The organism is Blastococcus haudaquaticus (assembly GCF_900230285.1).
Classification (GTDB): Bacteria; Actinomycetota; Actinomycetes; order Mycobacteriales; family Geodermatophilaceae; genus Blastococcus_B; species Blastococcus_B haudaquaticus.
This window is the reverse complement of sequence record NZ_OCNK01000004.1, coordinates 207,243-220,674: the sequence shown is the minus strand read 5'-3', so window position 1 is coordinate 220,674 and position 13,432 is coordinate 207,243. Positions and strand designations below refer to the sequence as shown.

The following is a 13,432-nucleotide window of genomic DNA, read 5'->3' as shown; positions in this document are numbered from 1 at the left end:
TAGGGCTGCCGACCACGCGGTGTACCGCGAGGTCGGCGACCTCACCGCGTGGGTGACGCCCCTGCGCAGGCATCGCGGTCATGGGGTGTCACCGAGGGCGGGCAGGGTCGGACCACGGGTGCGGCCCCCGCCGAGCCCCCTCGGAGAGGAAGAGTCGTCATGGACTGGAAGCTCGAACTGGTGGCGGTCCCGGTGACGGACGTCGACCGCGCGAAGGCCTTCTACGTCGACAAGGCGGGATTCGTCGCCGACCACGACCACCGGGTGAGCGACGAGATCCGGTTCGTGCAGCTGACGCCGCCGGGCTCGGCCTGCTCGATCGCCCTGGGGACCGGACTCGTGGACACGCCGCCCGGTTCGGCGCAGGGCCTGCAGCTCGTCGTGCCCGACATCGAGGCGGCGCGCGCGGAACTGCTGTCCCGCGGGGTGGAGGTGGGGGACGTCGACCGGCAGCCGTGGGGCGCGTTCGTCTACTTCACCGATCCCGACGGGAACGGCTGGTCCGTCCAGGAGCTCCCCGCCCGCGGGTGACGCGGGAACAGTCGCGGCCGCCGCAGCGCTGCGTCGGTCACACGAGCGAGAGGTGAGTGCGGTGGAGAAGAAGATCGGGTTCCTGTCCTTCGGGCACTGGCAGCCCATCCCCGGGTCGCAGGTGCGCACCGGCAGAGATGCGCTGGTGCAGAGCGTCGAGCTGGCGGTGGCCGCCGAGGAGCTCGGCATCGACGGCGCCTACGTGCGGGTGCACCACTTCGCCCGCCAGCTCGCCTCGCCGTTCCCGCTGCTCGCCGCGATGGCCGCCCGGACCCGCCGCATCGAGGTCGGCACGGGCGTCGTCGACATGCGCTACGAGAACCCCCTGTACATGGCGGAGGAGGCCGCGGCGACGGACCTGCTCGGCGACGGCCGGCTGCAGCTCGGCATCAGCCGGGGCTCACCGGAGACAGCGCTGCGCGGCTCGGAGGCGTTCGGCTACGTGCCGCCGGACGGGAGCACCGACGCCGACCTGGCCCGCGACAAGACCGCCCTCTTCCTGGCGGCCCTCGAGGGGCAGACCGTCGTCGACGCCGACCCGGGCATGACGGGTGGGGCTCGTGGGCGGCTGGCGATCCAGCCGCAGGCGCCCGGGCTGCGCGAGCGGATCTGGTGGGGTTCGGGCACCCGCGCCACCGCCGAGTGGACGGCGCAGCAGGGGATGAACCTGATGAGCTCCACGCTGCTGGTCGAGGACACGGGTGTGCCGTTCGACGAGCTGCAGGCCGAGCAGATCGCGCGCTACCGGGCCGCCTGGGCCGACGCCGGCTGGGACCGCGAGCCGCGCGTCTCGGTCAGCCGCAGCGTGCTGCCGATCGTCAGCGACGAGGACCGCGCCTACTTCGGCAGCGAGCGGTCGAGCCAGGACCAGGTCGGCATCCTCGAGGGCGTGCGCGCACGGTTCGGCAAGAGCTACGTCGGTGAGCCCGACCAGCTGGCCGAGGAGTTGGCCAAGGACGCCGCCGTCCGCGAGGCCGACACCCTGCTGATCACGGTGCCCAACATGCTGGGAGTCGACTACAACGCGCGGCTGCTGGAGAACATCGCGACGCACGTGGCGCCCGCGATTGGCTGGGTGCACCCCGCCCACCGCTGACCGTCACCCGACCGACTGACTGACCCCGGACCGAGCGGACGCGGGTGCCGGTGGTGGACCAAGCTGCCGGGCGTGACGACGGACGACGAGAACCGCTGGTCGGAGGCGCAGTCGCTGCTCGACCGGAAGCCGACCGAACCGGCTGAGCGACGGCTCCGGCGCTCCCGCCGTCGACGGCTGCTCACCGCTCTCGGGGCATCGCTGTTTCTCGGAGCGCCGATCGGCATCCTGGCGTACCGGTTCGCCGATGACGCCGCTTCCAGCTCCCCGGTCGACGTCCCGACGGGACAGGTGGTGGCCGGAGTCGTCCTCGCCCTGGCGGGCCTGGTGCTGGCGGGCGTCGGATTCGTGGCGCAGCTCCGTGCCAACCGGCGGATGTCGGCATGGAACAGCCCGCTGTACGTGCTGACCAAGGAGCAGCGCAAGGAACTCCTCGCCGTCGTCCGCGGGCGGGTCACCGTGGGTTCCGACCGCCTCCCCCTGGCCCGGCACCTGGCGTCGAACACACTCCAGCAGCGCGCGACGCTGCCGCTCATGCTCGGCGTGACCGCGTTCTGGCTCGGGCAGGCGGTCGCCCTCTCCTCGTGGTGGTACGCGACCATGGCCGGAGTGTTCGTCCTGCTGATCGGCGGCAGCGTCCCGTTCGTCCTGCGGCAGGAGCGGCAGGCCCGTCGCTTCCTGGAGCAGTACCCCGCCCCCGACGTCTTAGCCGCGTAGGTCGAAGCCCAGGTCGAGGACGGGCGCGCTGTGGGTGAGCGCGCCGACGGCGAGGTAGTGGAGGCCGGTGGCGGCGACCTCGGCGGCCCGGTCCAGCGACAGCCCGCCACTGGCCTCCAGCCGAACCCCGGAACCGCGCACCAGCTCGACGGCGGACCGGGTGGCGGCCGTCGAGAAGTTGTCGAGCAGGACGAGCTCGACCCCTGCCGCGGCGGCCTCCCGCACCTGGTCGAGGGTGTCGCACTCGACCTCCAGCGCGATACCCGGCGCGGAAGCCCGCACGGCCTCGACGGCGGCGGTGATGCCGCCCGCAGCAGCCACGTGGTTGTCCTTCACCAGCGCCGCGTCGCCGAGCGCCATCCGGTGGTTGACCCCACCGCCGCACCGGACGGCGTACTTCTCCAGCGCCCGCAGCCCCGGGGTGGTCTTGCGGGTGTCGCGGATCGCGGCGTCGGTACCGGCCACGGCGGCCACCCAGCGGCGGGTCAGGGTGGCCACTCCGGAGAGGTGGCTGACCAGGTTGAGCGCCGTGCGCTCCGCGGTGAGCAGTGACCGGGTCGGCCCGGTGACGGTCAGGGCCGGCTGCCCGGGCCGGGCGTCGTCCCCGTCGGCGGCGCACAGGACGACGTCGACCTCCGGGCCGCCCACCAGGTCGAACACGGCCCCGGCCACCGCCACCCCGGCAAGCACTCCGCGGGTGCGCGACACGATGTCACCGGTCGCCCGGGCGTCGGCCGGCACCGTCGAGTTCGTGGTGACGTCGGGGCCGAGCGCGAGGTCCTCCTCGAGGGCCCGGCGGACGACGCGCACCACCTCCGCCGGGTCCAGCCCGGCCGCCGTCAGCATCTCCGCCAGCTGGGGGCGCAGCACCCCGTCGCCGGTCACGCGACCACCTGCGCGGCGGCGAGGGTCCGCACGGCGTCCGTCCGCGTGTGCACGTGCCCGCTCCGGTCGAGCCGGTGCACGAGGCGGACCTGCCACTCCGGCCGCGTCGCGGGGTGGTCGAGCCGTCGGTGGCACCCACGGCTCTCGGTGCGGGCCAGGGCGGCGGACGCGAGGAGCGTGGCGACCGTGTGCAGCGCCGTCGTCTCCACCGCAGCGCAGTCCAGGACGCCGTCCGGCGCGAGCCGGGGGAGCGCGGTGAGCACCCCTAGGAGCTCGGTGAGCCCGTCGGCGTCGCGCGCGACCCCCGCGTGCCGGGTGGCCGCGGCCGTGATGGCCGCGCGGGCTGCCGGGCCGATGGCGCCGGTGGGGCCGACTGCCGCAACCGGAGCAACGGCCGGCGGGAGCTCGTCGGCCAGCAGCGCGGCGCACCGCAGCGCCGCGACGAGGCCCTCGGTGATCGAGTTCGAGGCCAACCGGTTGGCGCCCTGGATGCCGGTGCAGGCGACCTCGCCGACGGCGTGGAGACCGGGGACGGTGGTCCGTCCGTCGAGGTCCGCCACCACCCCGCCGCACGAGTAGTGCGCCGCCGGTGCGACCGGGACCGGTTCGCGGCCGAGGTCGAAGCCGGCGGCTGCGCACGCCCGGGAGATGCCGGGGAACCGGCGGGCGACGAACCCGGCACCGAGGTGGGAGGCGTCCAGGAACACGTGCTCGTCCCCGGTGGCGCGCAGGTGGGCGGCGATGGTCGCCGACACGACGTCGCGCGGAGCGAGGTCGGCCAGCGGGTGGGCGCCCAGCATGATCCGGCGGCCGGCCGCGTCGACCAGGAGCGCGCCCTCGCCGCGCACCGCCTCGGAGATCAGCGCCTGCTGTCCCTCGGCGTTCGGCCCCGACCACAGCACGGTGGGGTGGAACTGCACCATCTCGACGTCGGCCACCTCGGCCCCGGCCCGCAGTGCGAGGGCCAGCCCGTCGCCGGTCGCCCCGGCCGGGTTCGAGCTCGCGGCGTAGACCTGCCCGTAGCCGCCCGTGGCCAGGACGACGGCCCGTGCGAGCAGGTCGCCGGCGTCCACCAGTGCGCCGTCCTGCACGCCGGCGACCCGCAGGCCGACGACCCGACCGTCGGCCGAGCGGAGCGCGTCGAGCGCGACGGTGCGCTGGAGCACCTCGACGCCCCGGGCTCGCAGCGCGGCCGCGAGGGTCCGGGTGACCTCCGCGCCGCTCGCGTCGCCGCCCGCGTGCACGATCCGGTCGCGGCTGTGCCCGCCCTCGCGGGTCAGCGCCGGCCGGCCCGCCGCATCGAGGTCGAGCAGGGCGCCGAGCTCCCGCAGCCGGGCGATGGCCGCCGGTGCCTCGTCGACGAGGGTCCGCACCGCGCCCTCGTCGCACAGCCCGGCGCCGGCGACGAGCGTGTCCTGCACGTGCAGGTCGGCGTCGTCGTCCGGACCGAGCACGGCGGCCAGGCCGCCCTGGGCCCAGGCGGTGCTGCCGTCGCCCAGGTCGCCCTTGGTGACCACGGTGACCGCCCGGCCGGCATCGGCGAGCGCCACGGCGGTCATCAGCCCCGCCGCACCGGTGCCGACGACGACCACGTCGGTGCTCCGCGTCCATCCGGCCTCCGGGAGCGGCAGTGCCGGCACGACCCGGTTCAGGCTCGCGCCCACGTCACTCACCGACCGGCGACGGCGTGCCGATGGCCACCATCGCCTCGACGGCGGACCGGGCGCGGGCGGCGACGGCGGGGTCGACGGTGACCTCGTCGCGGCCCTCCCGCAGGGCGCGGAGCAGCTTCTCCGGCGTCGACATCTTCATGTACGGGCAGGCGGCCCGGGAGTTCACCGGCTCGAACGACGTGTACGGATTGGCCTGGCGCAGCTGGTGCAGCATGCCGATCTCGGTGGCGACCAGGACGCGCTTCGCCGTCGTCCGGCGGGCCTCGTCGAGCATCCCGCCGGTGGAGAGGATGTGCACCCGCTCGGTGGGCAGCTGGCCGTCGGAGACCATCCAGAGTGCGCTGGTGGCGCAGCCGCACTCCGGGTGCACGAGGAGCTCGGCGTCCGGGGCGGCCTCGACGCTGGCGCGCAGGTCGGTGGGGGAGATGCCCGCGTGCACGTGGCACTCGCCCATCCAGATCCGCATGTTCTCCCGGCCGGTGACCCGCTGCACGTGGGCGCCGAGGAACTGGTCGGGGAGGAAGAGCACCTCGCGGTCGGCCGGGATCGACTCGACCACCTCGACGGCGTTGGACGACGTGCAGCAGATGTCGGTCTCGGCCTTCACCTCCGCGGAGGTGTTCACGTAGGAGACGACGACGGCGCCGGGGTGCTCGGCCTTCCACGCGCGCAGCTGGTCGGCGGTGATGGTGTCGGCCAGCGAGCACCCGGCGGCGGCGTCGGGGACCAGCACGGTCTTCTCGGGGCTGAGGATCTTCGCCGTCTCGGCCATGAAGTGGACGCCCGCGAAGACGATCGTCGACGCGTCGCTGGCCGCGGCGATCCGCGAGAGGGCGAGCGAGTCACCGACGTGGTCGGCGACGTCCTGGATCTCCGGGGCCTGGTAGTTGTGCGCCAGGACGACGGCGTCGCGCTGCCGGGCGAGCCGGTGCACCTCGGCCCGCCAGGCCTCCCACTGGTCGGGCGTCCAGCTCGTGGCGGTGGGGACGGGCAGCGTTGCGGTCACCGGGACCTCCGGAGGAGTGGGGTTTCATACTCACAGTCGAAAACCTGCGGAGCGACCGTAGCATTCCCGTCGTGCCTTCCGTGTGGTCCTCGCCGGACCGGCCCGCCTATCCGCACCACGCGCTCGCAGCCGTGCTGCAGGTCCGGGCGGCGCGGCTGCACGTGATGCTCTGGCAGCGGGCGAACGACCCGTTCGCGGGGACCTGGGCGTTGCCGGGCGGACCGCTGCTGGCCGAGGAGACGCTGGGCGCGTCGGTCGCGCGGCAGCTGGCCAGCAAGGTCGAGGTGACGCACCTGGCGCACCTCGAGCAGTTGGAGACGCGCAGCGACCCGAGCCGCGACCCCCGCGGCAGGACGGTGGCCACCGCGTACCTCGGGCTCATCCCCTCGGACCTGGACCCGACGCTGCCCGAGGACACCGCCTGGCATCCCGTCGGCGCCCTGCCGCGGACGGCGTTCGACCACGGCTCGATCGTCGAGTCGGCGCTGGCGCGGCTGCGGGCCAAGCTCTCCTACACCAACGTCGGGTTCGCGCTGGCCCCGCCGGCGTTCTCCATCGCCGAGCTCCGCGACATCTACGTCGCGGCGCTCGGCTACGAGGTCACCGCCACCAACCTGCAGCGGGTGCTGCTGCGCCGGGGCGTGCTGGAGGCGACCGGCGAGATGGCCCCCCCGGGACGGGCCGGGGGGCGGCCGGCCATGCTCTACCGCTTCGCCGCCCCGGCCCTGGAGGTCACCGACCCGTTCGCCGTCCTCCGGCCGCCGTCGAACCGGCGGCGCTGACCCGGGCCGACGGTCAGGCGAACTTGGCCTTGGCGTGCTCGCTGAACTGCCGCATCGCCGCGACCGGCCCGATCTCGAGGAAGGCGGTGTCCTCGTCCATCCGGGCCGTGTGGCCCGCCGGCCAGTAGTAGGCCTGCCCGGCGCGGGTGATCTCCTCGTCGCCGTCGGCCCCGGTGAGCCGCACCGCCCCCTCCAGGACCAGACCCCAGTGCGGGCTCGGGCAGCGGTCGCCCGGCAGGCCCTCGAGCACCGGGCTCATGTCGGTTCCCGCAGGGACGCGGGCGAAGCGCACCGCCATGTCGCCCCACTCCGCGTACCGGGTGGTGATGCCGCCCTGCTGCACCTCGAGGGGGAGGTCGTCGAGCGCGCCGTTCATGGTCGTGTCCTCTCGTCGTCCGGGGCCGGCGTCCTCGCCGGTCACCGGGGAGGCGGAACAAACGTTGTTACGGCGGGGAGGTCGCCGCCCCTACGCTCGGGCGCCTCGGCGGCGGAGGCGCGATGACGGTGGGCGGGCCCGGCCAGGTCGCTGCGGACGGGCGCGTCGAGGCGACGTTGGCACGGGGCGAGTGGTCGGCCGCGCTGGGGCTGCTGCGGGGGCTGCAGGCGCAGCGTCCGCTGGCGCCGGCGGAACTGGGCCTGCTGGGTCGCGCCGCCTACGGCGCAGGCGAGTTCGAGGCCGCGATCACCGCCTGGGAGCAGCAGTGCGCGGTCTGCCAGTCGTCGGGGGACGACGCGGCCGCTGCAGCAGCGGCCGCGACGGTCGCCCTGTACCTGATGATGGACACCGGCCTCATGGCACCGGTGCGTGGCTGGCTCGCCCGGGCGGAGCGGCTGCTGGGCGACCGGCCCGAGTCGCCGACGCACGCCCTCGTCGCGATGGCCCGTACCTACGAGCGGTTCATGTGCGGCGATGCGGAGTCTGCCGCCCTCTGGGCGGAGCGGGCCATCGAGCTGGGTGGACGCCAGCGCGTCCCGTTGGCGGCCGCGCTCGGCCGGGTGGCGGCGGCGCGGCTGGTCATCCTGGGCGGTTCGGTGGAACGCGGGCTGGAGCTGCTGGACGAGGCGGCCGTCAGCGTGGTGTCCGGGGAGCTCGACCCGCTCGGTGCCGGGATGGTCTATTGCGAGCTGATCTGCGCGATGCAGGGACTGGCGCAGTACGACCGGGCCGAGCAGTGGACCGAGGCCATGGAGCACTGGCGGGTGGGCACCGCCTACGGCGGCATCAACGGGCGCTGCCGCGTGCACCGGGCCGAGATCCTCCGGCTGCGCGGGTCGTGCGCGGCCGCGGAGGAGCAGGCGCTCGAGGCGTGCCGCGAGTTGCGGCCGTGGATGCGCCGCGAGTTCGGCTGGCCGCTGACCGAGCTGGGCGCCATCCGGCTGCGGACCGGCGACCTGGCCGGAGCGGACCAGGCGTTCCGCGAGGCGCTGGAGCACGGCTGGGACCCCCAGCCGTGGCTGGCACTGCTCCGGCTGGCCCAGGGGGACGCCGTCGGCGCCGCGGCCATGATCGCCGACGCGTTGGAGCACCCGTGCCCGGTGCCGTCCAAGGAGTGGCCGCCCCTGGGCGCCCTCCGCCGGGCACCGCTGCTCGCGGCGCAGGTCGAGATCGCTGTCGCCGTCGGGGACGGGGAGACCGCCCGCCGGGCATCGGATCAGCTGTCCGACATCGCGGCGTCCTTCCGCAGCCGGGCACTGGCTGCGGCGGCCGCGCTCGGGCGGAGCCGGGTCGCGCTCGCGGACGGGGAGGCCGAGAGCGCCGTCCGGGAGTGCCAGGAGGCCCTGGCCGGCTGGAGCGAGGTCGGCGCCCCGTACGAGGAGGCCGCCGCGCGACTGGTCCTGGCCGACGCCGAGCGGCTCTGCGGCCGGACCGATCGGGCGCAGCGGGAGGAGCGGGCTGCACTCGCGACGGCGGACCGCATCGGTGCCCGACTCCCGGCCCGGGGCGCTCGTCGCGCGGGGCCGGCCCCTGCCCGGTCCGCCGGCGTGTTCCGCAGGGACGGCGACGTCCGGACCATCACCTTCGCGGGTCGGTCCGTCGTCCTCCGGGACCTCAAGGGCATGCGCTACCTGGCCCGGCTGATGGCGGCGCCGGACCGGGAGTTCCACGTCCTCGACCTGGCCGCCGGCGAGGTCGGCGAGATCGCGCCCACGGGCGGTGACCTCGGTCCGGCCGTCGACGGTCAGGCGCGGGCGGCCTACAAGCGCCGTCTGGCCGAGATCGACGACGACCTCGACGAGGCCGGGGCGCTCGGCGACTCCGAGCGCATGGCCCTGGCCCGAGCCGACCGCGACTACCTGCTCCGCGAACTGGCCGGGGCCTTCGGGCTCGGCGGGCGGGACCGGATGTCGGGGTCCGCGTCCGAACGGGCGCGCGCCAGCGTCACGCGGTCCCTGCGCTACGCCGTCGCACGCATCGCCGAGCACCATCCGGAGCTGGCCGACCATCTGGAGCGGATGGTCCGCACCGGCACCTACTGCTCCTACGTGCCGGACCCGCGGGTGCCGATCACCTGGGTGCTGTGATGCCCGTCTAGCAGACCGGGAGGTTCGGCAGGTCCGGGATGAGATTCCCCGGGACGTTGCAGGTGACTCCCTCGACGAGGTTCGCCACCGGCGCGGGGGGCGGAGGCGGGGTGACCACCGGCGCAGGAGCCGGTGCCGGAACGGGGAGCGGGACGCTCGGGACCGGCAGCGGGGGCTGCGCGGCAGGAGCAGGGGCGGCCGGTGCCGGTGCCGGCTGGCCGCCGGAGGTCGCCGGCGGAGCCTGACCCGACGCGGGCGGTGCGGACGAGCCCTGCTGAGGTGCCGCTCCGGCTCCACCGCCACCGGCAGCGGGGGGAGCGCCGTCGGCGGACGCGGGCTGGGCGGTCGGGGCCCCACCGCCGGCGGACGGCCCGGTGTAGGCGGTGGTCTGCTCCGGCGGCGACGACGTGGTGTCGCGGTAGCCGATGGCCGGGCCGGGCGCCGCCGGCGCGCTGTAGAAGCCGGACGGGGCGGGGACGCCACCGGTCGTGTTGCCCACCAGTGGCAGGTCGGCGACGGGCATCCCGGTGGCGTAGGCCCGGGCGAGGGCCAGGACCTCGGCCACGTACTCGTCGGAGTGGTTGTAGGCGAGGACGGCCTTGCGCTGGCCGGCGTCGGTCCGCAGGTTGCCGCCGGCGACGCACAGGTAGTTGGCCGCGGCCAGGGCAGCGTCGTTGATGTTGAACGGGTCGGTCACGCCGTTGTCGTCGGCGTCGATCGCGTAGGACCGCCACGTGGTCGGGATGAACTGCATCGGGCCCATGGCGCGGTCGTACGTCGTGTCGTTGTCCCACCGGCCGTCGTCGCTGTCGCCGATGTAGGCGAACTGTCCGCCGTCCAGGGCAGGACCCAGGATCTTCGGGGTGGCGGAGCCGTCGGGCCCGAGGACAGCACCGCCGTAGCGGCCGTGGTTGGACTCGATGCGGCCGATGCCGGCGAGCAGGGACCAGTCGAGGCCGCATTCACCCTTGGCAGACGCCATGCGGGCGGCGGCCACGCGGTACGCGTTGAGCGCGACGTTCGGGATGCCGTTGGCCGCGAGGCCGGTGACGACCACCTCCGGTGCGGGCTGCGGCCCGGCCGACTGGGCGGGCACGGCGGTCAAAGTGGTGGCGCCGCGCGGCGCCCCCTCGGAGAGCGCCGGGATCGACCACTGCGACGTGAGCGACCGTGGGAGGTCGGTGACCTGCCCGGCCGCGGAGAGCCCCTGCGACTGGGCCGGCGGGGCGACCATGGCGGTGAACGCGGCCACGACGCCGGCGGCCACGAACCACCGACGGCGGCCGTGAAGCCCACGCCGCCTCTCGCGCGCATGGTGCCGCCCGTCGCTGGGCGGCTCGACCTGACCGGACGACATCGACTGACCCACCGTCACTCCACACGATCCGTCGTTGGTTCGTTTGGTTCCCCCGTGACCTGGCGGACGCCGTCTACCCCGGTGGTTGCCGTGCAATGCATGAAACTGCGACCCGAATTCACGGGTACCTACGGCTCCGCGGACGGCGGGTGGGGGTGCGCCCGGCAGGGATCGAACCTGCGACCAAGTGCTTAGAAGGCACCTGCTCTATCCACTGAGCTACGGGCGCTCGGCTCCCGATCATCGCATCGGCTCGTGGCGGCGTGCCGCCAACCGGCCCGTGCGTCCCACCCCCGGGTGGGCGTCCACAGGCGCCGGCGCCGTCCACAGATCACCCGAGCGGCCGCCGCGCGCCTTCGGGAGACCCGAGGGTTCGGAGCACACCGGCACACCGCCGGCCGCGCCGCCCGGCGCAGCACCCCTGAGGAGCACCGTGAACGACACCGAACTGACCGTGGTGGGCAACGTCGTCGACTCGCCCCGTCGAGTCCGCCTGGAGAACAGCGCCGTGACCAACTTCCGAATGGCGTCGACTGCCCGCCGGTACGACAGCGGCCGGCAGGAGTTCGTCGACGCCGGGACGCTGTGGGTCGACGTCGAGGCGTGGGGTGAGCTGGGCGGCAACGTCGCCCGCAGCATCAGCAAGGGCGATCCGGTCATCGTCCGGGGGACGCTGACCACGCGCAGCTGGGAGTCCGAGAACGGGCGACGGTCGGCTCCGCAGATCAAGGCGAACGCCGTGGGCCCCAACCTCGCCCGCGGCTGGACCGACTTCCACCGGCCTGCCCGCTCCGCGCCGGCCGGGCAGGACCCGGGCGCCGTCGGGGCGGAGCCTGCGGAGGACGAGGACCCGCAGGGACTCGTGGCCGGCCGGGACTACGAGGCGGGGGACGAGACGTTGAATGAGGAGACCCCCACCGGCCTCGCCATGGAGCCCGCGCACGTCTAGTTGCCCGGGCTGGGAGGATCGGAGGCGAGAACGCACGGGGTGGGGCTGCCGGCCGGTGGCCCCGCCCCCGCTCGCGAGACGACGGAAGGCTCCGAAGCCCAGTGGCTCAGTACATCTACACGATGGTCCGCGCGCGCAAGGCGCACGGCGACAAGGTGATCCTCGACAACGTCACCCTGTCGTTCCTGCCCGGCGCGAAGATCGGCGTCGTCGGCCCCAACGGCGCCGGCAAGTCGACCGTGCTCCAGATCATGGCCGGCATGCAGCAGCCCTCGAACGGTGAGGCCGCGCTCGCTCCCGAGGCGACCGTCGGCATCCTGCTCCAGGAGCCGCCGCTCAACGAGAACCTCGACGTGCGCGGCAACGTCGAGGAGGCGGTCAAGCCGCTCCGCGACGCGCTGACCCGCTTCGAGGAGGTCAGCGCGGCGATGGGGGAGCCCGACGCCGACTTCGACGCCCTCCTCGCCGAGCAGGGCGAGCTCATGGAGGTCATCGAGAACAACGACGGCTGGGAGCTCGACGCACGCATCGAGCAGGCCATGGACGCGCTGCGCTGCCCGCCCGGCGACGCAGACGTCACCGTCCTGTCCGGTGGCGAGAAGCGCCGCGTCGCGCTGTGCAAGCTCCTGCTGGAGGCGCCCGACCTCCTGCTCCTCGACGAGCCGACCAACCACCTCGACGCCGAGAGCGTGGCTTGGCTGGAGCAGCACCTGGAGAAGTACGCCGGCACCGTCGTCGCCGTCACACACGACCGGTACTTCCTCGACAACGTCGCCCAGTGGATCCTCGAGCTCGACCGCGGTCGGGCCTACCCCTACGAGGGCAACTACTCCACCTACCTGGAGACCAAGGCCGCCCGACTGCAGGTCGAGGGCGCCAAGGACGCCAAGCGCGCCAAGCGGCTCAAGGAGGAGCTGGAGTGGGTGCGCTCCGGCGCCAAGGCCCGCCAGGCGAAGAGCAAGGCGCGCCTGGCCCGGTACGAGGAGATGGCGGCGGAGGCCGACAAGTTCCGCAAGCTCGACTTCGAGGAGATCCAGATCCCGCCGGGCCCGCGCCTGGGCAGCGTCGTCGTCGAGACGAAGAAGCTCACCAAGGGCTTCGGGGACCGCGTCCTGATCGACGAGCTGTCCTTCACCCTCCCGCGCAACGGCATCGTCGGCGTCGTCGGCCCCAACGGCGCCGGCAAGACCACGCTCTTCAAGATGCTGGTCGGCGAGGAGAAGCCCGACGACGGCGAGATCAAGGTCGGCGAGACCGTCAAGCTGTCCTACGTCGAGCAGAGCCGCGGCGGCATCGACCCCAAGAAGACGCTGTGGGACGTCGTCTCCGACGGGCTCGACCACATCAAGGTGGGCAACGTCGAGATGCCCTCGCGCGCCTACGTCGCCGCCTTCGGGTTCAAGGGCCCGGACCAGCAGAAGCCGGCCGGCGTGCTGTCCGGTGGAGAGCGCAACAGGCTCAACCTCGCCTTGACCCTCAAGCAGGGCGGCAACCTGCTGCTGCTCGACGAGCCCACCAACGACCTGGACGTCGAGACGCTGACCAGCTTGGAGAGCGCGCTGCTGGAGTTCCCCGGCTGCGCCGTCGTCGTCAGCCACGACCGCTGGTTCCTCGACCGCGTGGCGACGCACATCCTCGCCTACGAGGGCGAGTCCAAGTGGTTCTGGTTCGAGGGCAACTTCGCCGACTACGAGAAGAACAAGGTCGAGCGGCTGGGCCAGGACGCGACGCGGCCGCACCGCGCCACCTACCGCAAGCTCTCCCGCGACTGACGAAGGACCCCGCTGCCCCCCACGCCTCGCAGGCTCGGCGCGGGCCCCTGCAGCCGGGCCGTTCCAGCAACTCACCGGCCGGTCGGAGCTCAGGCTCCGGCCGGCCGTCGTGCGTCCGGGACCCGGGTGCGCGCCGGCGCC

The 13,432-nt window shown here is 74.1% G+C and carries 12 protein-coding genes and 1 tRNA gene; 7 read left to right on the top strand and 6 right to left on the bottom strand.

Annotation, left to right across the window (positions count from 1 at the left end):
* Positions 1 to 159: 159 nt before the first annotated feature.
* From CRP30_RS17180 to CRP30_RS17170, 3 genes are all read left to right on the top strand, one after another.
* Positions 160 to 531, top strand: coding sequence for a glyoxalase superfamily protein (locus tag CRP30_RS17180; RefSeq protein ID WP_097185212.1), 372 nt, complete (start codon positions 160 to 162; stop codon positions 529 to 531).
* Positions 532 to 592: 61 nt separating this feature from the next.
* The gene (locus tag CRP30_RS17175) at positions 593 to 1,627 is read left to right on the top strand and encodes an LLM class flavin-dependent oxidoreductase (protein ID WP_097185211.1); all 1,035 of its coding nucleotides are present in this window, start codon (positions 593 to 595) and stop codon (positions 1,625 to 1,627) included.
* A 72-nt stretch (positions 1,628 to 1,699) separates the two neighbouring features.
* Positions 1,700 to 2,344 carry a hypothetical protein gene (locus tag CRP30_RS17170; RefSeq protein ID WP_097185210.1) on the top strand — a complete coding sequence of 215 codons (645 nt, stop codon included), beginning with the start codon at positions 1,700 to 1,702 and terminating at the stop codon, positions 2,342 to 2,344.
* Here CRP30_RS17170 and nadC read toward each other — a convergent pair.
* Genes nadC through nadA form a run of 3 tightly spaced genes read right to left on the bottom strand, consistent with a single transcriptional unit; the run spans position 2,333 to position 5,908 of the window.
* Positions 2,333 to 3,229, bottom strand: a complete 897-nt coding sequence (gene nadC / locus CRP30_RS17165) for a carboxylating nicotinate-nucleotide diphosphorylase (protein ID WP_235003498.1) — start codon at positions 3,227 to 3,229, stop codon at positions 2,333 to 2,335. The two genes, CRP30_RS17170 and nadC, sit on opposite strands and share 12 nt — an antisense overlap.
* Positions 3,226 to 4,893, bottom strand: coding sequence for an L-aspartate oxidase (locus tag CRP30_RS17160; protein WP_200814823.1), 1,668 nt, complete (start codon positions 4,891 to 4,893; stop codon positions 3,226 to 3,228). Before CRP30_RS17160 ends, nadC begins: the two co-directional genes overlap by 4 nt.
* A gap of 1 nt (position 4,894) precedes the next feature.
* Positions 4,895 to 5,908: a quinolinate synthase NadA gene (gene nadA, locus CRP30_RS17155; RefSeq protein WP_200814822.1), complete on the bottom strand. Its 1,014-nt coding sequence runs from the start codon at positions 5,906 to 5,908 to the stop codon at positions 4,895 to 4,897.
* A gap of 71 nt (positions 5,909 to 5,979) precedes the next feature.
* Between nadA and CRP30_RS17150 the strand changes: the two genes are divergently transcribed.
* Complete coding sequence (locus CRP30_RS17150) at positions 5,980 to 6,690, top strand: NUDIX hydrolase (protein ID WP_097185208.1); 711 nt, start codon at positions 5,980 to 5,982, stop codon at positions 6,688 to 6,690.
* Between the two features lie 13 nt (positions 6,691 to 6,703).
* Here CRP30_RS17150 and CRP30_RS17145 read toward each other — a convergent pair whose 3' ends face one another.
* Complete coding sequence (locus CRP30_RS17145; protein WP_097185207.1) at positions 6,704 to 7,066, bottom strand: cupin domain-containing protein; 363 nt, start codon at positions 7,064 to 7,066, stop codon at positions 6,704 to 6,706.
* A gap of 122 nt (positions 7,067 to 7,188) precedes the next feature.
* Here CRP30_RS17145 and CRP30_RS23110 point away from each other — a divergent pair, with 122 nt between their 5' ends.
* A complete protein-coding gene (locus tag CRP30_RS23110) occupies positions 7,189 to 9,213 on the top strand; it encodes a transcriptional regulator (protein ID WP_097185206.1) in 2,025 nt (674 codons plus the stop codon).
* A gap of 7 nt (positions 9,214 to 9,220) precedes the next feature.
* Here the strand turns inward: CRP30_RS23110 and CRP30_RS17135 are convergent, their stop codons facing one another.
* Complete coding sequence (locus CRP30_RS17135; protein WP_159961772.1) at positions 9,221 to 10,480, bottom strand: lytic transglycosylase domain-containing protein; 1,260 nt, start codon at positions 10,478 to 10,480, stop codon at positions 9,221 to 9,223.
* A gap of 246 nt (positions 10,481 to 10,726) precedes the next feature.
* Positions 10,727 to 10,799, bottom strand: a tRNA-Arg gene (locus tag CRP30_RS17130).
* 204 nt (positions 10,800 to 11,003) lie between these two features.
* Here CRP30_RS17130 and CRP30_RS22555 point away from each other — a divergent pair.
* Complete coding sequence (locus CRP30_RS22555; protein WP_159961770.1) at positions 11,004 to 11,519, top strand: single-stranded DNA-binding protein; 516 nt, start codon at positions 11,004 to 11,006, stop codon at positions 11,517 to 11,519.
* Positions 11,520 to 11,620: 101 nt separating this feature from the next.
* Positions 11,621 to 13,291 (top strand): energy-dependent translational throttle protein EttA, encoded by a 1,671-nt coding sequence (gene ettA, locus CRP30_RS17120; protein ID WP_097185203.1) that lies wholly within the window; start codon positions 11,621 to 11,623, stop codon positions 13,289 to 13,291.
* Positions 13,292 to 13,432: the final 141 nt, after the last annotated feature.